Origin of the sequence: Flavobacterium aestuarii (genome assembly GCF_040049115.1) — a bacterium.
GTDB lineage: Bacteria > Bacteroidota > Bacteroidia > Flavobacteriales > Flavobacteriaceae > Flavobacterium > Flavobacterium aestuarii.
The window spans coordinates 42,906-64,065 of sequence record NZ_JBDLZZ010000015.1 but is presented as its reverse complement, the minus strand read 5'-3'; the positions used below and the strand labels follow the sequence as shown (position 1 = coordinate 64,065).

The following is a 21,160-nucleotide window of genomic DNA, read 5'->3' as shown; positions in this document are numbered from 1 at the left end:
AGATTAAAAAGATTTTCACGGATTTTTGATCATTAGTTTCTTTTTTTAATCTGTGTTAATCTTTTTAATCTGTGGCAAAAAATGAGGCGTTGAATACACATAGTTAATTATTTAAATGAAAAAGACAGTTTACATATTATTAATTTTCTTTTGGGTAATTCCTTCTGGTTTTGCCCAGTTGAAAACCTATACTTTTGAAGAAACCGAAAAATTATCCAAAGAAAATCCCAAACCAATTGTAGTTTTCATCCATACCACTTGGTGCAATTATTGCAGAATGATGGAAAACTCCACTTTCAAAAACCCCGAAATCATTCAGCTTTTAAACTCAAATTTCTATTTCATTTCGTTGGATGCCGAAAGCAAGAATGATATTCAGTTCAATAGTCATACTTTTAAATTCAAGCCAAAAGGTCCGAATACTGGAATTCACGAACTCGCCACAGCCTTGGCCGAAATTGATTCCCAAGTAGTTTATCCAACGATTGCTATTCTGCAGGATGATTATTCCGTTGTATTCCAAAAGCACTCTTTTTTGAATGTCAAGGAATTATTGGCTGTTCTGAAAAAGACCAAATAATCCCTTTTTGAAAAAAGTTCTCAAAATCAGCACAAAACATCTTATCAAACTATAACAAAACTTTATATTTCAAATTAAGTTCTTGCAATTAAACTTTGTAACTTTGCAGTTCTAAAAGTTAAACTTAAATTAAAAAATATGTATCCAGAAGAAATGGTAAGACCAATGCAGGCTGAATTGACAACTGCTGGTTTTCAAGATTTACATAGTGCTGACGAAGTAAATAATGCAATTAAATCAGAAGGCACCACATTTGTAGTAGTAAATTCTGTTTGTGGCTGTGCAGCAAGAAATGCGCGTCCAGGAGCAATTATGAGTTTAGAAGGTTCAAAAAAACCAGATCATTTAATCACGGTTTTCGCTGGTGTTGATAAAGAGGCTGTAACTGCAGCAAGAGAGCACATGTTCCCTTTCCCTCCATCATCTCCAAGTATTGCCTTGTTCAAAAACGGTGAATTGGTTCACATGCTGGAGCGCCACCACATTGAAGGACGTCCTGCAGAAACAATTGCTGAAAATTTAAAAGATGCTTTCAACGAATTTTGCTAATTCAGATCTATACCAAATAAAACGTACTGCATTAGCGGTACGTTTTTGTTTATGACCCATTTTAAAACTGCTGTTATGAATACAAATCTTCCTTTTATTGAGTTCACCGTTATTGACAATGAACAGCATTATCCTATCAAAGCAAAGTATGGCAGTTATCCTAATTTAATGTTTTTATTAAAAGAACAGCTGAGTCTGGATTCCTTTGGAGAATGTGGCGGTGTAGGGCGCTGTGCAACTTGTGTAGTTAAAGCTGCAGGAATAAAAGGAAATTCGGCAATAAAAGAACGTAATGAGCCTGCTACTTTACGAAAATTGGGTTATAAAGAAGAAACTGTTCGGCTTTCCTGCCAATTATATATCACTAAAGATTTAGAGGGGTCAGCAATTACTCTTTTGGAATTGTAAAACTTATAACCCACAAGCTTGCTTTATCCGAAAAGACATAAAATCAAAAGCCCAGAAATAATTTATATCTTTAAATGAATAAAATACAGTTATAAAGCCAATAAAAATGAGTTCATTGCTTTTAAATTTACAGCCCGAAATTTTAGAAAACGATTTGATAAAATTAATTCCTTTACGGGAACATCATTTCGAAGAATTATATAATGTGGCTTCTGATCCTTTAATTTGGGAACAGCATCCTATAAAAGACCGACATAAAGAAGATGTATTTAAAACTTTCTTTGATGCTGGGATAAACGCTAAATCTTCCTTTTTGATTTTAGATAAAAAAACAGGCGAAATAATAGGCACTACCCGTTTCTATGATTATAAGCCAGAGAGTGCCAGTGTTGCTATTGGCTTTACTTTTATAGGCAGAAAATATTGGGGAGGAACATACAATCAATCAGTTAAAAAATTATTGATTGATTATGCCTTTCAGAATGTTAATTCAATATTATTTCATGTGGGTGCAGAAAATATTCGTTCCCAAAAAGCAGTTTTAAAGCTGGGAGCAGCAAAAATCAATGAGATGAATTTCCCTCATAACGAAATTGACATACTTCATTATGAATATGAATTGAAGAAATAACTATTTTTCTGTATAGCAATATGCTTCAACATTTAAATAACATATCATAAAAAAACCACGCAGATTGCGTGGTTTATGATTTATATAAATAGTGAATGTCTAGTTCCAGCCGCCTCCTAAAGCTCTATACAATTGAATTGTAGAGCTCAATTGATTTTGTGTCAGCTCCGAAAGGCTTAATTCGGCATCAAATAAAGAACGCTCAATTTCAAGAACTTCCAAGAAAGAAACATAGCCATTATAATATCTGGCTTGCGATAATTCCAGATTTTTTCTAGCTGCAACTACCTGCTTGTTTCTAGCTAATAATTCTTCTTTATAGGTTTTTACATCCTGCAATGACTGCTCAACTTCAGCTACAGCAACAATGCAGGTTTTTTGGTAAGCGAGCTTAGATTCTTCAGCCATTTGACGATAAATCTCAACTCTGCGTTTATTTTTTCCAAAATTAAAAATAGGACCAGCAACAGATGCACTTGCGTTTTGCAGATACGAAGAGCTATCAAATAAAGAACTTACTTCATTATTGGCAAAACCTGCCAAAGCAGCAATATTAAACGATGGAAAACGCATAGCCTGCGCTACACCAATCCTTTCATTGGCAGCCATATAAAGCCTTTCGGCCTGATTTACATCGGGTCTGTTTCGCAATAAGATTGAAGGGATAGATACTGGCAGTTCATTGGCTATTTCCAGTTCCATGTTTGTTTTACCACGAGGAATCGGTCCTGGTGCCTGCCCGATCAATATCGAAATAATATTTTCCAATTGTGTTATCTGGCGCTGAATTGCTGGAATTGTTGCCTCGGCAATGGCTACCTGCTGTTCAATTTGCAGTTTATCCACTTCTGAAACATAACCAGCGGTAAATCTCTGATTAATAATTTCGTAGGCCTTTTTTCTGGATTCGAAAGTATTTTTGGAAATAATCAATCGGTTATCAAAATCACGGAGCTGAAAGTAAGAAACCGCAATATCGCTCACTAAATTCGAAAGAATCACTTTTCTTCCTTCTTCGCTGGCGAGCAATTCATCTTGGGCTGCTCGATTTTGATGGCGTATTTTACCCCAAAAGTCTAATTCCCATGACAGGTTTGCAGAAGCATTAGAAGGCATAAAAGCCTTTTCATTGCTGTTAACTGTTGCGCTATAGCCTATCGCTGGCAATAAATCTGCTTTGGAATACCCTAATTCAGCTCTTGTTCTTTCTATTCGGGCCATAGCTATTTTCATGTCATAGTTATTTTCCAGACCTTTAGTGATTAAGTCTTTTAAAACATCATCATTAAAGAGGTCAAACCATTTTACATTAACTATGGAAGCCAATGTATCAGCATTTGCTGCTCCATTTTGAAAATGGGCTGCATTTTGATCCTCAGGCTTTGCATATTTAGGGCCTACCAAACAACCTGCAGGAAGTATGGTCAAGGCAAGAATAATTATAATTATTTTTAATTTATTCATCATGTCCCGTAGTTTTTGAATCCATATTATTTTCAATTGCTACAACTTCATCTTTCTTTTTGCCAATATTTTCAATCATAACAAATAGGCCTGGAACAATTAATACTCCAAGAACTGTAGCTACCAGCATTCCGCTGAATACTGCCATCCCCATTACAATACGTGCCTGAGATCCTGCTCCAGTAGCGGTAAGCAATGGAACAACACCAAGTATAAAAGCAAAAGCAGTCATCAAAATCGGACGGAAACGGAGTTTAGCTGCTACCATAGCCGATTCGTATAGCGGTTTCCCTTTTTCGTATTCTTCTTTGGCAAATTCTACGATCAAGATTGCATTCTTGGCGACAAGACCAATGAGCAATACAAGCCCGATCTGCGCAAATACGTTATTAACATAAGCATCACTGCCCAGTCTTGCTAAAAACAAGCCTAAAAACGCTCCAAATACAGCAAATGGAGCACCAAGCAATACACTGAATGGTAATTTCCAGCTTTCATATTGTGCTGCAAGAATTAAAAACACAAAAATCAAAGCCATCAAAAATACAGTTCCTCCACCTGGCGAATGCTTTTCCTGATATGATAAGTTAATATAATCATAACTCATATCGGCAGGCAAAGTTTCTTTGGCCACCTCTTCTAATGCATCTAATGCCTGGGCACTGCTGTAACCATCATTCGGGCTTCCTCCAATTTCTGCAGATCTGAATAAATTAAGACGGTTAGTAAAATCAGGCCCCGAAACTTTGGTAGCTGTTACTAAAGTTGATACTGGCAGCATATCCCCGTTATTATTTCTAACATAGATATTATTTAAATTTTCAGGACGTAAACGATCTACGGCGTCACCTTGCAGGTACACTTTATACTGACGTCCAAAACGGTTAAAATCATTCACATAGCTTCCTCCTAAAAATGCACCTAATACTTCGGTAACTTTTGAAACTGGAACACCTAATTTCATTGCTTTTTCATTATCAATATCAAGTTTTATCTGCGGAGTACCAGCATTAAAAGTAGTATAGATTCTTTTAATTTCAGGTCTTTTTTGAGCCGCCGCAATAAAGGCTTGTGTTTGCTGTGCCAGATATTGTGCCGAATTCCCTCCTCTATCCTGCAGCATTAAACTGAAACCTGCTGAAGCTCCAAGACCTTGAATTGCAGGAGGACCGAAAGCAAAAGCTGTTGCGTTGGTAATTTGAGTTGATAGTTTCTTATTCAATCTATCAACCAGCTGTTTAGCAGTTTCATGTCTTTCTTCCCATGGTTTTAACGATATGAAAATAAAGGCATTATTAGGTTGATATGAATTCGTAAGCATACTGAATCCATTAATTGTAGTATATGATAATATTGATTCCTCCTCTTTTAAAAAGCCATCTACTTTTTTAGAAATTTCATCAGTTCGCTGAATAGAAGAAGCTGGCGGTAATTGAATATTTATCAACACATAGCCTTGATCCTCTTCAGGAATAAATCCTGGTGGAATTCCTTTGCCTAAAAACACTACTGCAACCAATATTACTACCAGCAAAAGGACAATCCGCATCGCTTTTTTTGCAAAGAAAGTAGCTCCCGAAAGATATTTTTCTGTTACATTTTCGAAAATGCGATTGAAGCCGGTAAAAAATTTGGCCAGCCAGCCTGTTTGCTCACTGACTGGTTTGGTAGGCTTTAAAAGCATGGCGCACAGCGCTGGACTCAAAGACAAGGCACTAAATGCCGAAAAGGCTACCGAGACGGCAATAGTTATCGCAAACTGCTGGTAAAAACGGCCTGTAATACCCGGCGTCATAGCCACCGGCACAAATACAGCAATCAGGATAAGCGCAATGGCTATTACGGGGCCTGAAACTTCTTTCATGGCCTGAATTGTCGCTTCGCGAGGATTTTTTCCGTGTTCGATATGATGGATTACAGCCTCAACAACCACAATTGCATCATCGACCACAATACCAATGGCCAGTACCAAACCTAATAATGATAAGGTATTAATAGAAAATCCTAACATCGGGAAAACGGCAATCGTACCGATAAGCGAAACTGGTACAGTAATAAGCGGAATTAAAGTGGCGCGCCAATTCTGAAGAAAAATAAACACCACAAGAATAACTAATATTACAGCTTCAAATAATGTATGGACAATATCGTCCACCCCAGCTGTAATGGCAAGTGTTGTATCTAATGACTCTTGATAAGCAATGTCTTTTGGAAATTTCTCAGACATTTTTTTCATGGCATCCTTAGCCAATTGAGCCACTTCCAAAGCATTACTTCCAGGCATTTGGAATACAGTAATTGCAGCTGTGGCGCTGCCATTTCTACGAGCATTTGAGCTATAATTTTCAGTCCCCAATTCAATTCTTGAAATGTCACTTAATAACACTTCAGAGCCATCTGACTTGCTTTTAACGACAATTTTTCCAAACTCGTTTTCAGTAACCAATCGGTCTTGAAGGGTAACACCATAAGTGAAATCTGTTCCCAATGGAGCTGGTTCTGCTCCAAATTTTCCACCAGGGCTAATCATATTTTGAGCATTAAGGGCATTTTTGACATCATCTACTGTAATGCCTAATTTGCTCATTACATCAGCCTTTAACCAGATTCTCATGGAATAATCACTTCCCCCGAAAAGGGAAACTTCACCAACTCCCTTAATACGTGCCAACTGATCCACTATGTTGATGTTGGCATAGTTATTCAGGAATTTTGAATCATATTTAGGATTGCTTGAGGTCAATGTAAAAAGCATCATCGGAAATGATAATGACTTTTTCACCACCACTCCCTGCTGTTTAACACTGGAAGGCATAAAAGGAGCCGACTGTGCCTGACGGTTCTGGGTAAGCATATTTGCATTATCCAGATTGGTTCCTACGTCAAAAGTTACTTCGATGGTACAAGCTCCATCTGATGTATTGGTTGATTTTATGTAAAGCATCTGCTCTACACCATTTACTTTTTGCTCTATTGGAGTAGCAACAGCCTGTTCCACATTTAAAGCATTTGCTCCTGTAAAACTAGTTGTGATTTTTACAACGGGTGGATTGATATCTGGATATTGTGATATTGGTGTCTTTTGCAAAGCAAGCAATCCGAGCATCACGATTATGATACTAAGTACCATTGCTACAATTGGTCTTCTAACAAAAAATTCTCCCATAAATGATATTTCTAAATTATTATTTAGTGCTTAATGACTAATTCTCTGCTTTGCCTGGAGTCCAGTCTATAATCTTCGGAGTTATAATACTTCCTGTTTTTAATAAGGAAGTACCACCCATCGCTACTTTATCATTAGCTGTTAATCCATCAGTAACTATATATGAATCCTTATAAGCTGGACCAACTTGGATTATTTTTAAATCCACTTTGTTGGAACTGTCAACAACATAAACTTGAAACACGCCCTGCATTTCAATTACAGAACGCTGTGGTATCATTATTGCATTTTTACGTACATCGGTCACAACTTTTGCTTTTACAAATTGACCAGGACGAAGCAGTCTGTCAGGATTGGCAAAAGCAGCTTCAAAAGTTACTGCTCCTGTGGTTGGATCAATCTGTCTGTCTGCAAAACTGATTTTTCCTGTCTCTGGATATATTGAACCATCCGACAACTCCAATGAAACTGATTTTCCAGCTCCAACTAAATCCGAATTTTTCTTGCTGATTTCTTTGAAAATGCGAAGAAATTCCTGTTCGCTCATTGTGAAACGGACTCTTACATCTCCCAAGTCTGAAATTGTATTTAAAACAGAAGCTGCACCCGGACGAACATAATCGCCAACTCTTACTTTTGAGATTCCGATTAATCCACTAATTGGAGCAACAATTCTGCAATATCCTAACTCGATTCTTGCATTTTCCAAATTGGCTTTGGTTGCCTTCAATGAAGCTAAAGAAGCGTTATAAGCTGATTTGGCTCCTATTAATTCTCTTTGGCTGACAGCATTCATTTTGGCTAACGGCACCATCATATCATAATCTGATTTGGTTTTTGCCATTCTGGCTTCTACTTCTGCTAATGATCCTTCCGCCTCATTTAATTTGGCTTGGTAAGGCAATGGATCAATGGTATATAGCAATGTGCCTTTGGAAACTACTGTTCCTTCCCTAAAATTAAGACTTTCAATTACACCATCAACCCTTGGGTTTATCTGAATATCCGACTGGCCAAAAGTCTGTCCAGTAAATCCAGATTCAAGCCTAACGTCCTGCTGTATTACTTTTACCACTGAAATTTCTAGAGGCTTTGCCTCTGGAGCAACATCCTTTTTGCAGGAAATAAATAAAGTTGGAAAAGCTATAACAAAAAATAATATTTTATTCTTTTTAAACCCATTCATAAAATTATTGTTAAAATTAATAGAAATAATAAAAACCGAAAAAACCTCAATATTTTAAGACTAAATTACAAAAAGGAGGTTACAAACTATTAAATAATTACAAAAAAAAAATACATTTTGCATCTTTTTCCGTTGAACAGACACAGCTTGAATATTTTGTAAAAAATGTCGTATATATTTGACAGATTGTTTTCAATAACATTAAAATTGCCCCGATGTGCTATATTGTTTTTTTTTAAAAATAATACCTGTAATTTATTTTTTAGTAAATTAGTTGATTAATAATTCATTAAATTATTATCCTGAGAACATTTATTACAATTTCAATCTAATTCATCTTTCATTAACATTAAATTAAAATCATGTCAAAGTCCAATAAAAAAGAATCGGAAGAGCTTGAAGAAAAACTAATTGATTTGAGTACCTTAACCAAAAAAGAATTGGTCCAGAGAGCCAAAAAATTCTCAAAACAGTATTGTGTTGGCGATGGTGATGGCTTTAAACTGAAAGACTATGAAACTAAAGCCAGTTTCAATTTAGGCGAAGAAGGAAAGCCATTAGTAAAGCAGACTCTGGAAATTGGAGTTGAAGCATTGGCTGCCCTTCAAGATGTATTGTATGCTCAGGATAAATGGTCTGTACTGCTTATTTTTCAAGCGATGGATGCAGCGGGCAAAGATGGAGCCATTAAACATGTCATGTCAGGCGTGAATCCACAGGGATGCCAGGTGTTTTCATTCAAAGCACCCAGTTCTGAGGATTTGGATCATGATTTTTTGTGGCGCTGCCAAAAACATCTGCCAGAGCGTGGACGTATTGGTATTTTTAACCGCTCTTACTATGAAGAACTTTTAGTGGTCCGTGTTCATGAACAGATTCTGAAAAGCCAGAAACTGCCAGAAAAATTATTCACCAAAGACATTTGGGAAAACCGTTTTGAGGACATTCGCAACTTCGAAAAATACCTGAATAGAAACGGAACTATAATACTCAAATTTTTCCTGAATGTTTCCAAGAAAGAACAGAAAAAACGCTTTATAGAACGTGTAGATGACCCAGAAAAAAATTGGAAATTCAGTGCCTCCGATGCCAAAGAGCGAGGTTATTGGGATGATTATATGCATGCTTATGAAGATTTAATAAAAGAAACCTCAACCAAAAAATCTCCTTGGTATGTGATTCCAGCCGACAATAAATCCTATGCCCGTATAGCCGTTGCATCGGCAATTATAACCGCACTGGAAGAACTGGATCTGGAATATCCACAAGTCAGTGAAGCAAAAATAGCCGAGCTGCAGGCTGTTAAACAAGCATTGCTAAACGAGGAAGATTAAATCTCTTTAGAATTTAAAATATGATTTCTAGATTATTCCCAATTACAAGCTGGGTAAAAGAATACAAAAAAAAAGATTTAAAAAGCGACTTTATTGCTGGTATAACACTGGCCGCTTATGGTATTCCTGTATCAATGGCTTATGCTACTCTTGCAGGATTGCCTCCACAATACGGAATTTACGGTTATCTTATCGGGGGATTGTTTTATTCAATTTTAGGAACATGCAGGCAAATGGCTATTGGTCCCACCTCGGCAATTTCATTACTAATTGGAACTACAATTGCTGCTATGGCCAAAGGCGATGTGCAGCGCTGGGCCGATATCGCCTCACTTACGGCCTTAGTTTTTTCGGTACTGGCAATACTCGCCTATTTCTTAAGATTAAGCGGTATTATCAATTTTATCAGCGAGACCGTTTTGGTGGGATTCAAAGCGGGTGCGGCTATAACAATCGGGCTTACCCAATTGCCCAAGCTTTTTGGAGTAAAAGGCGGTGGCGAAAACTTTCTGGATCGTATCATAACACTTTTTCAGCAGATTCCAGACATGAATACATCTGTATTGCTTTTTGGTATTACGGCGATTATCATTCTAATTGCCGGTGAAAAAATACTGCCTGGCAAACCCATCGCATTGCTAATTGTAGTCTTGTCTATTGTACTTATTTCAACCACATCATTAGCTAACCACGGGTTTTCAACTGTGGGCGTAATTCCCACTGGACTGCCTGAATTTCATTTGCCAGCTTTGCGTATTAAGGATGTAGATGGCGTTTTGCCACTAGCACTGGCTTGTTTTTTATTATCATATATCGAAAGTGTTTCGGCTGGAAGGACATTGGCACAAAAAAACGGATATACAATAAATCCTCGTCAGGAATTATTGGCTCTTGGTGTTGCCAATGCTGCAGCAGCTTTAGGACAAGGCTATCCAGTTGCAGGCGGATTATCACAATCTGCTGTGAATGATAATGCTGGAGCAAAAACAACAATATCACTGGTATTTGCTTCGCTTGCCATTGCATTTTGTCTGTTGTTTTTAACAGGCTTTCTACAAAATTTGCCCACTGTAATTCTGGCATCAATTGTGCTTACAGCGATTCGGGGTCTTTTTGATCTGGACGAAATTAAACACCTTTACAGGATAAACAAACAGGAGTTTTACATCTCTATGATTGCATTGGTTGGCGTACTCATTTGGGGAATCCTTACAGGCGTTCTATTAGCAGCTATAATCACTTTATTGTTATTGATAAAAGCGACCTCATCTCCATATGTAGCATTTTTAGGCAGAATACCGGGAACCAGCCGTTATTCGGATTTAGAACGCCATCCAGACAACGAAAAAATTGAAGGCGTATTAATTGTAAGGATTGAATCTTCTATATTTTATTTTAATGTAGAAAACATCAAAGAACGGCTTTGGGAAAAAATCGATAATGATGCAAATCCTTTAAGGACGGTGGTGCTTGATCTGAGTTCTTCGCCTAAAATTGATATGGCGGGTGCGCGGTTCCTGAAACAGTTATTTATCGATCTGAAATCCAGAAACATTTCGCTAAAAATTGCCGAAGCCCGATCCGAAGTCCGTGACACGTTGCGTTCTGAAAATCTTGAGGCTCTTTTGGGTCACATCAGCCGGGGTACTTCTGTAGATGATCTGGTGGTTAGTGCTGTTAATTCTAATTTGGAGGTGACACCTGCTGGAAAAAAAGGCTAGCTTCCATCCTTCACCCAAAACTCCTTTGAATTAAACTTCAGAGTAAATAAATTTCACACATATTTAGAGGGTTTTCAGAAATAGTCCTTAAAAAAACTGCTTCATCTCCAAAATAAAAAAATTTCATCAATAGATCAAATCGCAATTTCTATTAATTATCATCTGAAAATTTGAAATTTTCAGTACTTTTGCACGCGATTTCAAATTAGAATCGACTTATATTTTCTCAACTTAAACTGTTTATAGCATGCAACTGTACAACACCTTAAGCGCAGAGGAAAGAGCCACAATGATTGACGATGCCGGAAAGCAGCGTCTTACATTGTCTTTCTATGCGTATGCCAAAATTCAAGATCCCAAAAAATTTCGAGACGATTTATTTATAGCCTGGAATGCACTCGATGCTTTGGGCCGAATTTATGTTGCCAACGAAGGTATAAATGCTCAAATGAGTATTCCAGCCGAAAATCTGGAGGCTTTTAGAGCGACTCTGGAAGTTTATGATTTTATGAAAGGCATCCGTTTGAACGAGGCGGTAGAGCATGATGACCATTCATTTTTGAAACTGACTATCAAAGTGCGTCACAAAATTGTTGCTGACGGTTTGAACGACGATACTTTTGATGTTACTAATATTGGCGTTCATCTGAAAGCCAAGGAATTCAACGAAATTCTTGATGATCCTAACACGATTGTGGTGGATTTTAGAAATCACTACGAAAGTGAAGTGGGACATTTTAAAGGCGCCATCACTCCCGATGTGGAAACTTTCAGAGAGAGTCTGCCGATTATCAACGAACAGCTTCAAAATCATAAAGAAGATAAAAATCTGGTAATGTACTGCACCGGAGGAATCCGTTGCGAAAAAGCGAGTGCTTATTTCAAACACCAAGGTTTTAAAAATGTTTTCCAATTGGAAGGCGGAATTATTAATTACGCTAAACAGCTGAAAGAAGAAGGTCTTGAAAGCAAATTCATTGGTAAAAACTTTGTGTTTGATAATCGTCTGGGCGAAAGAATTACCGATGATATTATTTCGCAATGCCACCAATGCGGAAAACCATGCGACAATCATACCAATTGCGAAAATGACGGCTGTCATTTATTGTTTATCCAATGTGATGACTGTAAAGCAGCGATGGAGAACTGCTGTTCTACGGAATGCCTTGACATTATTCATCTTCCTTTGGCAGATCAGGTGCGATTGAGAACCGGACAGCAGGTAGGAAACAAGGTTTTCAGAAAAGGAAAATCAGAGAACCTGAAATTTAAACATTCTGGTGATTTACCAAACACAGCTTTGGCTCCTGCAGAAAAAACTGTCGACATCCGTCAAAAAGTAAAAGTAAAAAAAGTACTTCTTGGCAAAGCGGAACATTTTTACGTAAAAGCAAGCGTTGCTCAGTTCACCATAGAAAACCATAAACTGAATAGCGGTGATAAAATCTTAATCTCTGGGCCAACAACCGGTAATCAGGAATTGGTGTTAAACAAAATTATCGTAAACGGAGCTGAAACTTCTACAGCTAAAATTGGCGATAAAGTTACTTTTGAAGTTCCTTTCAGAATCAGGCTATCGGATAAAATATATAAGATTATAGAATAGTTTATCATGACATCAACAAACAAAATTGAACTCATGGCTCCCGCAGGGAATTTTGAGTCATTACAAGCAGGACTTGACAACGGAGCTGATTCCGTTTATTTTGGTGTAGAGCAATTGAACATGCGCGCCCGTGCTACAGTAAATTTTACAATGGATGATTTACCTGAAATTGCCCGCCGCTGTGAAGCCAAAAACGTAAGAAGTTATTTGACACTGAACACCATTATTTACGACCACGATTTATCTGTCGTAAAAACATTATTGAATAAAGCCAAAGAAGCCAATATCACCGCAGTTATTGCTTCTGACCAAGCAGTCATTGCAATGGCAAGAGGAATCGGAATGGAAGTTCATATTTCGACCCAATTGAATATTACCAATATAGAAACTATACGATTCTATAGCCTTTTTGCCGATACGATGGTTTTGAGCCGTGAATTGAGTTTACGCCAGGTTAAAAAAATTACGGAACAAATTGAAAAAGAGCAAATCAAAGGGCCAAACGGTAAATTGGTGGAAATCGAAATTTTTGGTCACGGCGCTTTGTGCATGGCAGTTTCGGGAAAATGCTATTTGAGTTTGCATTCACATAACTCATCGGCAAATCGTGGTGCCTGCAAACAAAACTGCCGTAAAAAATATACAGTTATCGATCAGGAAACCGGTTTCGAAATCGAATTGGACAACGAATATATGATGTCTCCAAAAGATTTGTGCACACTTGATTTCTTGGATCAGGTGATGGATTCAGGAATACAGGTTTTAAAAATAGAAGGCAGAGGCCGTGCTCCTGAATATGTGGCAACAGTAATCAAAACCTATCGCGAAGCGATCGACAGTTATTACGAAGGTACTTTTACCAAAGAAAAAATTGCCGTTTGGATGGAAGCTTTGAACACCGTATACAACCGCGGTTTTTGGTCGGGTTATTATCTGGGTCAGGAATTGGGAGAATGGAGCGATGTTTCGGGATCGATGGCAACACAGAAAAAAGTGTATGTAGGGAAAGGGACTCACTTTTTCCCAAAAGCGGAAATCGGTCAATTCAAAATCGAAGCTTACGATATTAAAATCGGTGATAAAATCCTCGTTACTGGCCCAAGCACCGGAGCGCAGGAAATGATTATCGAAGAAATGTTTGTGAATGATAAAGCATCTGAAAAAGCCACAAAGGGAGACGATTGCACTTTCAAACTGCCTTTCCGAATCCGAATGTCTGACAAATTATATAAGATAGTCGAGGCATAATGGTTATTGTAACACTGCAGAGAGACAAATGCATAGGCTGTAATTATTGTGTAGAAATGGCACCTGTGCAATTCCAGATGTCTAAAAAAGACGGAAAATCGGTATTGATTAAAAGTGTAAACGCCAAAGGTTTTTTCACTCTAAAATCGGCTGATCATACGATAGCCGAAAGCTGTGAACTGGCGGCCAAAGCTTGTCCGGTGAAAATTATTACGGTTAAGGAAATTTAGATTCTTAATTTCATTTATACAAAAAAACCCATTGTGAATTTTATCGCAATGGGTTTCCTTTAATATAAATTTATGATTTTTTTGCCAATTGTACCCCTTGTAACATAAAACAAAAAAATACTATCTTTACCGATTAAACATTTTAAGAACTTAAATTGCGTTAATCGCAATACTACATATATCATTATGGCATGTACAAGTTGTTCAACTTCAGATGGTGGTGCACCAAAAGGTTGTAAAAATAATGGGACTTGCGGCACCGACAGCTGCAATAAATTAACGGTTTTTGACTGGCTTTCCAATATGAGTCTGCCTAATGGAGAAGCTCCTTTTGACTGTGTGGAAGTCCGTTTCAAAAATGGCCGTAAAGAATTTTACCGCAATAGCGAAAATTTAACATTGAGCATAGGAGATATTGTAGCGACTGTTGCATCACCTGGTCACGATATAGGAATTGTAACCCTTACAGGAGAATTGGTAAAAATTCAAATGAAGAAAAAAGGAACAAATCCTAACAGCAATGAAGTTGCTAAAATTTATCGCAAAGCTTCTCAAAAAGACATAGACATATGGACTGTAGCCCGAAACAAGGAAGAACCAATGAAAGTTCGTGCCCGTGAATTAGCCATTGCCCAAAAACTGGAAATGAAAATTTCGGACATCGAATTTCAAGGAGATGGATCCAAAGCTACTTTTTATTATACTGCCAATGACAGAGTCGATTTCAGGCTTTTAATCAAAGATTTTGCTAAGGAATTTGGCACCAGAGTAGAGATGAAACAGGTAGGTTTCCGTCAGGAAGCGGCACGTCTGGGCGGTATCGGTTCTTGTGGACGAGAATTATGCTGTTCCACTTGGCTAACCGATTTTAGAAGTGTAAACACATCGGCTGCACGTTATCAGCAATTGTCATTGAATCCTCAAAAACTGGCAGGTCAATGTGGTAAATTAAAGTGCTGCCTGAATTATGAGCTGGACACCTACATGGACGCCTTAAAACACTTTCCTGAATTTGAAACCAAATTAGTTACCGAAAAAGGTGATGCCGTTTGCCAAAAACAGGATATTTTTAAAGGATTGATGTGGTTTGCCTACACTAATAATTTTGCCAATTGGCATGTTTTAAAAATCGAACAGGTCAAAGAAATTATTGCTGAAAATAAATTAAAAAATAAAGTTTCATCGCTGGAAGACTATGCGATAGAAGTTGTTGCCGAACCAGAACAAAATTTCAACAATGCAATGGGCCAGGAAAGCTTAACACGTTTTGATCAGCCAAAAAGAAAGAAAAAACCAAACAAAAAACCAAGACCTGCTGGTGAAAAGGCCATTGTACCAAACAATCCAAATAAACAGCCTGCCATTCAAAAAAACACAGGTCAAAATACTCCAAATGCAAATAATGCCAGCAAAGAAGTTCCGGCCAAAGAAAACCCGAACCCAAATGGCAGCCGAAACCGCAATAAAAATAAAAACCGTAATAAAAACAACAACAATCGTCCGCCTTCTGCAGAAAATAAAACAGCAGAGCCTAGAAAACCAATAATTATTAAGAAAAATGAGAATAAAGAATAGTCTTTTATTATTTTTTGCAACAATACTCCTTTTTTCATGTGATAAAAAAAGAGTTTTTGATGAGTACAAATCAGTAGGCAGTGCTTGGAACAAAGACAGTATAGTTACTTTTGACCTGCCTGTTTTAGACTCAGCCAAAAGATACAATTTATTTGTTAATATAAGAGACAATAACAATTACAAATACAGCAACCTCTTCCTGATCGTTTCATTGGAAAGTCCAAATGGCTATACCAAAGTAGACACCTTAGAATACCAGATGGCGGCACCTGATGGTACATTATTAGGAGACGGTTTTACAGATTTAAAAGAAAGCAAGCTCTATTACAAAGAAAATGTCCGCTTTAGAGGAAAATACAAAGTACATATTAAGCAGGCGGTGAGAGAAAACGGAAAAGTGCCGGGCGTTACTTTTTTAGACGGAATTACCGAAGTTGGTTTTAGAATAGAAAATAAAGAATAGAACACGATTATGGCTATCAAAAAAAACAACCCTCAGACAAAAAACATCAACAAAGATGTAAAATATTATGCCAGAAAATTTTGGAAAGTTTTCTTCTACGGGCTGGGAATTATTGCTTTATTCTTCCTCTTTGCCTCATGGGGCCTTTTTGGATCCATGCCTTCATTTGAAGATTTAGAAAATCCAGATTCAAATTTAGCTACCGAAGTAATTTCTTCTGATGGAGTTATTCTCGGTAAATATTTTAAGCAAAACCGTTCTCAATTAAAATATTCAGACTTGCCAAAAAATCTGGTTCAGGCACTAATAGCAACCGAAGATGCCCGTTTTTATGAACATTCTGGCATTGATGGGCGAGGAACATTAAGAGCTATTGCCAGTTTAGGAACAAGTGGCGGAGCAAGTACTTTGACACAGCAGTTAGCCAAACAGTTATTTCATGGTGAAGGATCTAAATTTCTTCCTTTCCGTATTGTACAAAAAATGAAAGAATGGATTATTGCCATTCGGCTGGAAAGACAATATACCAAAAACGAAATCATTGCTATGTATTGCAATGTGTATGATTTTGGTAATTATTCCGTTGGCGTTAGTTCAGCTGCACAAACCTATTTTTCCAAAGCACCGAAAGATCTTACTATAGATGAATCGGCAATATTGGTTGGAATGTTCAAAAATTCAGGTTTATACAATCCAGTCAAAAATCCAGTTGGAGTTAAGAACCGAAGAAATGTAGTGCTCCACCAGATGGAAAAAGCAAATATCATTACCAAAGATCAAAAAGAACATCTACAAAGCCTTCCAATTACACTTCATTTCAAACTGGAAAGCCACAGAGAAGGAACTGCAACTTATTTTAGAGAATACCTTCGCGAATACATGAAAAAATGGGTAGAAGAAAATAAAAAACCTGATGGGTCAGACTACGATATTTATAAAGATGGCCTGAAAATCTATACTACCATTGATTCAAGAATGCAGGCTTATGCCGAAGAAGCAGTTTCGGCACACATGGCCAATATGCAGGAAGAGTTTTTTATTCAGAATAAAGAAAACAAAAATGCTCCTTTTGTCAATATCTCTGAAGCAGAAACTGATCGTATCATCAATCAAGCCATGAAATCATCTCACAGGTGGGCTGTTCTAAAAGATCAGGATAAAAGTGACGATGAAATCATCAAAACCTTTAACGAAAAAACCAAAATGACGGTTTTCACCTGGAAAGGAGAAAGAGATACGATAATGACACCAATGGATTCTATCCGTTATTACAAACATTTTTTACAGGCTGGAGTAATGTCCATGGAACCGCAAACTGGCAACATTAAAGTCTGGGTTGGTGGAATTAATTACAAATATTTTCAATACGATCACGTAGGACAGGGAGCCAGACAAGTAGGTTCTACATTCAAGCCTTTTGTATATGCGACAGCTATTGAGCAATTAAACATGTCCCCTTGTGATTCTATTCTTGACGGTCCATTTATGATTCGAAAAGGGCGTCACCATGTAACCGAAGACTGGGAACCAAGAAATTCTGATAACAATTATCGCGGAATGGTAACACTAAAACAGGCATTGGCATACTCGATAAATACAGTTTCGGCTAAACTAATTGATAAAGTCAGCCCCGAAGCCGTAATAGATCTGACTCACAAACTAGGCGTAAAATCAGAAATCGTTACACAGCCCTCGATCGCCTTGGGAGCTGTTGAAATCACTGTCGAAGACATGGTAGCAGCTTTCAGCACATTTGCCAATCAAGGAGTTTATACCAAACCTCAATTCTTAACCAAAATCGAAAACAAAAGCGGTGAAGTAATTTACGAACCAATCCCTGAATCCCATGATGTACTGAATAAAGACATTGCATTTGCCATTATTAAATTACTGGAAGGTGTAACCGAAAGCGGTTCTGGTGCAAGATTACGTACTCAAGGAGGAGGAAATGGAGATAAGCGCTGGACAGGTTATCCATATATGTTCAAGAATCCAATTGCTGGAAAAACAGGAACTTCACAAAACCAATCCGATGGCTGGTTTATGGGTATGGTACCAAACCTTGTAACCGGAGTATGGGTAGGCTGCGAAGACCGTTCGGCACATTTCAAGAGCCTTACTTACGGGCAGGGAGCTGCTATGGCATTGCCTATCTGGGGCTATTTTATGAACAAATGCTATAAGGACGAAAACCTCAAGGTTTCCAAAGAATCTTTCGAGAGACCTTCCAATTTATCCATTAAAGTCGATTGTTACACTCCAAGACCAGCGGTAGTAAAAGATTCTACTGCCACACCAGAACAAGATACCGAGGAGTTTTCATTATAAAAAAAAGATCCGCCTAAATATTTAGGATGTGTCAACACTAGAACAAGGAGCCAGATTTAGCATAGCTATCCGGCTCCTTTTTCTATTGCAGTCGGGCTATCCGCACTGCCTCGGCAGCCTGTTTCAATGAAATTCACTGGACTCCAATCAAAATAATTAAAGAATGAAGTAATCCTCCACGCAAAAAAAAGCAGAAATCAAAGAATAGAAAGCGAAACAAACATGATTATTTTACTACATTTGATTCCTAAAATCATTTTTACAAATTAATTACGAAATCGATATAGTAATAAAATTATCATGATTAACAAAAAAGTAAATAGTGTTCAGGAAGCACTGCAGGGAATCGAAAACGGAATGACCCTGATGCTCGGCGGCTTTGGACTTTGCGGGATCCCCGAAAACTCCATTGCAGAATTGGTTCAAAAGGGAACCGCAAACCTGACTTGCATTTCTAATAATGCGGGAGTCGATGATTTTGGACTTGGACTGCTTCTGCAAAAAAAACAAATCAAAAAAATGATTTCATCTTACGTAGGCGAAAATGCCGAATTCGAACGCCAAATGCTTTCGGGCGAACTCGAAGTAGACCTGATTCCGCAAGGAACTTTGGCCGAAAGATGCCGTGCGGCTCAAGCCGGAATTCCAGCTTTTTTTACTCCAGCTGGCTACGGAACTGAAGTAGCCGAAGGAAAAGAAGTTCGTGAATTCAACGGTAAAATGCACATTATGGAAGAAGCTTTCAAAGCCGATTTTTCTATTGTCAAAGCATGGAAAGGTGATGCTGCTGGAAATTTAATTTTCAAAGGAACTGCAAGAAACTTTAATGCTTGCATGGCTGGAGCCGGAAAAATCACAATCGCTGAGGTCGAAGAATTGGTTCCGGCTGGAACTTTAGATCCAAATCAGATTCATATTCCAGGAATTATGGTACAGCGTATCTTCCAAGGAGAAAAATTTGAAAAAAGAATTGAACAGCGCACAACGAGAAAAAGAGAATAGATTGTAGACTGCAGAACATAATAACACAGACAATCCTGAATTTTTTGATCTTAAACAGAAAACACATGGCATTAGATAAAATAGGAATCGCAAAGCGAATTGCAAAAGAAGTAAAAGACCGTTATTTTGTAAATCTCGGAATCGGAATCCCGACTTTAGTGGCGAATTATGTTCGTGAAGATATAGCGGTTGAATTTCAGAGCGAAAATGGTGTTCTCGGAATGGGACCTTTTCCTTTTGAAGGAGAAGAAGATGCTGATATTATTAATGCAGGAAAACAAACCATTACAACGCTTCCGGGAGCCAGTTTTTTTGATTCGGCTTTTAGTTTCGGAATGATCCGCAGCCAGAAAGTTGATTTGACTATTCTGGGCGCTATGGAAGTTTCGGAAAACGGCGATATCGCTAATTGGAAAATCCCTGGAAAAATGGTTAAAGGAATGGGCGGAGCAATGGACTTAGTTGCTTCGGCAGAGAATATTATTGTAGCAATGATGCATGTCAACAAAGCAGGCGAATCCAAAATACTGAAAAAATGCACCTTGCCGCTCACTGGTGTGGGCTGTGTGAAAAAAGTCGTTACTGAATTGGCCGTTCTCGAAATAACGCCAAAAGGCTTTAAACTGCTGGAACGCGCACCAGGAGTTACTGTAGAACATATTATTGCATCTACCGAAGCTTCGTTGATTATAGATGGCGAAATTCCAGAAATGGCAATAAGCTGACAAAATGCTTTTTGATTAAATTTTTAACAGGAATGAGATTTTAACAAAAAAAATAAAATCACATATCCACTTAATCATTATACAATTGACACATTTCATTAACATATAATTTGTAATATTTTTAATTTTTTAATTACATTTGTTACAAACAAACAAACAAGATAAATTATGAAAAATTTGAGATTATTATTAATTGCATTTCTCTTCTCAGCCGGTATGATGGCTCAAGACAGAGGATCTGTAGTAGGTAACATTTATGGCAGTTACACGTTTGCAAACAACGTAGATTTTGATTATGGCCAGCTTGAAATTGGCGATGGTCTTACTTATGGTGCAGGATTTGAATTTTTTCCTCAAAAATCATCATCAATAGAGCTTAAATATTTAAGACTTGACACCTCTATGGATATTGATGTACCTAACGGTATTGTTGGATATCCTGATAAAAACGGTGACGGAGCTTTCAATTACATCTTGATTGGAGGTAATCATTACTTTGACAATGGAAACAATGCCGTTCCTTATTTAGGAGGAGGACTTGGTATGGCAATTACTGAAGGCCCTTATGGAGGAAGTGATACTAACTTTGCATGGGAACTGAAAGGTGGTGTAAAAATCAAAACTGCTTCCATTGTTTCTATCAGTTTACAAGCTAATCTTATATCCACTTGGGCAGCAGCCGGTACTGATACTTACTGGGGATACTGGGGACCTGTTGCAGTACAGGATTACGCAGTTTCTTATCAGTTTGGATTAGGAGCTGTTTTTGGTTTCAACTTTCATTAATTGATAAAAAATATTCAAACAAAAAAGCAGTTCGATTGAACTGCTTTTTTGTTTGTAACACTTTCAGGCATAAATTGATTTCAGAAATCCAATTGGTTCATTCATATGTGCAACACACTTTTAAATATTTGTATTTATTTTGAATTTACATCGATTTC

At 37.6% G+C, this 21,160-nt stretch carries 18 protein-coding genes; 15 read left to right on the top strand and 3 right to left on the bottom strand.

Annotated elements, in window-relative coordinates; all coding sequences use genetic code 11:
* Positions 1-115 precede the first annotated feature (115 nt).
* The 4 genes from ABEG11_RS14980 to ABEG11_RS14965 all read left to right on the top strand — a co-directional run bounded on the left by ABEG11_RS14980 (position 116) and on the right by ABEG11_RS14965 (position 2,168).
* Positions 116-580: a thioredoxin family protein gene (locus ABEG11_RS14980; RefSeq protein WP_348824982.1), complete on the top strand. Its 465-nt coding sequence runs from the start codon at positions 116-118 to the stop codon at positions 578-580.
* Between the two features lie 138 nt (positions 581-718).
* The gene (locus ABEG11_RS14975; protein ID WP_348824981.1) at positions 719-1,129 is read left to right on the top strand and encodes a BrxA/BrxB family bacilliredoxin; all 411 of its coding nucleotides are present in this window, start codon (positions 719-721) and stop codon (positions 1,127-1,129) included.
* A gap of 75 nt (positions 1,130-1,204) precedes the next feature.
* The gene (locus ABEG11_RS14970) at positions 1,205-1,537 is read left to right on the top strand and encodes a 2Fe-2S iron-sulfur cluster-binding family protein (protein ID WP_348824980.1); all 333 of its coding nucleotides are present in this window, start codon (positions 1,205-1,207) and stop codon (positions 1,535-1,537) included.
* Positions 1,538-1,643: 106 nt separating this feature from the next.
* The gene (locus ABEG11_RS14965) at positions 1,644-2,168 is read left to right on the top strand and encodes a GNAT family N-acetyltransferase (RefSeq protein ID WP_348824979.1); all 525 of its coding nucleotides are present in this window, start codon (positions 1,644-1,646) and stop codon (positions 2,166-2,168) included.
* Between the two features lie 99 nt (positions 2,169-2,267).
* On the opposite strand, the gene ABEG11_RS14960 is transcribed toward ABEG11_RS14965, so the two are convergent.
* The 3 genes from ABEG11_RS14960 to ABEG11_RS14950 are packed head-to-tail and all read right to left on the bottom strand — an operon-like array spanning position 2,268 to position 7,984.
* The gene (locus ABEG11_RS14960; RefSeq protein ID WP_348824978.1) at positions 2,268-3,635 is read right to left on the bottom strand and encodes an efflux transporter outer membrane subunit; all 1,368 of its coding nucleotides are present in this window, start codon (positions 3,633-3,635) and stop codon (positions 2,268-2,270) included.
* Positions 3,625-6,798 (bottom strand): efflux RND transporter permease subunit, encoded by a 3,174-nt coding sequence (locus ABEG11_RS14955; RefSeq protein ID WP_348824977.1) that lies wholly within the window; start codon positions 6,796-6,798, stop codon positions 3,625-3,627. Before ABEG11_RS14955 ends, ABEG11_RS14960 begins: the two co-directional genes overlap by 11 nt.
* 37 nt (positions 6,799-6,835) lie before the next feature.
* A complete protein-coding gene (locus tag ABEG11_RS14950) occupies positions 6,836-7,984 on the bottom strand; it encodes an efflux RND transporter periplasmic adaptor subunit (RefSeq protein ID WP_348824976.1) in 1,149 nt (382 codons plus the stop codon).
* Positions 7,985-8,346: 362 nt separating this feature from the next.
* On the opposite strand from ABEG11_RS14950, the gene ABEG11_RS14945 reads away from it, so the two are divergent.
* The 11 genes from ABEG11_RS14945 to ABEG11_RS14895 all read left to right on the top strand — a co-directional run bounded on the left by ABEG11_RS14945 (position 8,347) and on the right by ABEG11_RS14895 (position 21,002).
* Positions 8,347-9,318 carry a polyphosphate kinase 2 family protein gene (locus ABEG11_RS14945; protein ID WP_348824975.1) on the top strand — a complete coding sequence of 324 codons (972 nt, stop codon included), beginning with the start codon at positions 8,347-8,349 and terminating at the stop codon, positions 9,316-9,318.
* Positions 9,319-9,338: 20 nt separating this feature from the next.
* Positions 9,339-11,039 carry a SulP family inorganic anion transporter gene (locus ABEG11_RS14940; protein ID WP_348824974.1) on the top strand — a complete coding sequence of 567 codons (1,701 nt, stop codon included), beginning with the start codon at positions 9,339-9,341 and terminating at the stop codon, positions 11,037-11,039.
* A gap of 247 nt (positions 11,040-11,286) precedes the next feature.
* A complete protein-coding gene (trhO, locus tag ABEG11_RS14935; protein WP_348824973.1) occupies positions 11,287-12,645 on the top strand; it encodes an oxygen-dependent tRNA uridine(34) hydroxylase TrhO in 1,359 nt (452 codons plus the stop codon).
* Positions 12,646-12,651: 6 nt separating this feature from the next.
* On the top strand, positions 12,652-13,893 hold the full coding sequence (locus tag ABEG11_RS14930) for a peptidase U32 family protein (RefSeq protein ID WP_348824972.1): 1,242 nt from the start codon (positions 12,652-12,654) through the stop codon (positions 13,891-13,893).
* Positions 13,893-14,123 (top strand): ferredoxin, encoded by a 231-nt coding sequence (locus ABEG11_RS14925; protein ID WP_348824971.1) that lies wholly within the window; start codon positions 13,893-13,895, stop codon positions 14,121-14,123. Before ABEG11_RS14930 ends, ABEG11_RS14925 begins: the two co-directional genes overlap by 1 nt.
* 186 nt (positions 14,124-14,309) lie before the next feature.
* Positions 14,310-15,698 (top strand): PSP1 domain-containing protein, encoded by a 1,389-nt coding sequence (locus tag ABEG11_RS14920; protein ID WP_348824970.1) that lies wholly within the window; start codon positions 14,310-14,312, stop codon positions 15,696-15,698.
* On the top strand, positions 15,682-16,161 hold the full coding sequence (locus ABEG11_RS14915; RefSeq protein WP_348824969.1) for a gliding motility lipoprotein GldH: 480 nt from the start codon (positions 15,682-15,684) through the stop codon (positions 16,159-16,161). Before ABEG11_RS14920 ends, ABEG11_RS14915 begins: the two co-directional genes overlap by 17 nt.
* 9 nt (positions 16,162-16,170) lie before the next feature.
* Positions 16,171-18,489 (top strand): penicillin-binding protein 1A, encoded by a 2,319-nt coding sequence (locus ABEG11_RS14910; RefSeq protein ID WP_348824968.1) that lies wholly within the window; start codon positions 16,171-16,173, stop codon positions 18,487-18,489.
* 300 nt (positions 18,490-18,789) lie between these two features.
* Complete coding sequence (locus ABEG11_RS14905; RefSeq protein WP_348824967.1) at positions 18,790-19,491, top strand: CoA transferase subunit A; 702 nt, start codon at positions 18,790-18,792, stop codon at positions 19,489-19,491.
* A 65-nt stretch (positions 19,492-19,556) separates the two neighbouring features.
* Entirely contained in the window at positions 19,557-20,216 is a 660-nt protein-coding gene (locus ABEG11_RS14900) for a 3-oxoacid CoA-transferase subunit B (RefSeq protein WP_348824966.1), read from the top strand.
* Positions 20,217-20,384: 168 nt separating this feature from the next.
* Positions 20,385-21,002, top strand: a complete 618-nt coding sequence (locus tag ABEG11_RS14895; RefSeq protein ID WP_348824965.1) for a hypothetical protein — start codon at positions 20,385-20,387, stop codon at positions 21,000-21,002.
* Positions 21,003-21,160: the final 158 nt, after the last annotated feature.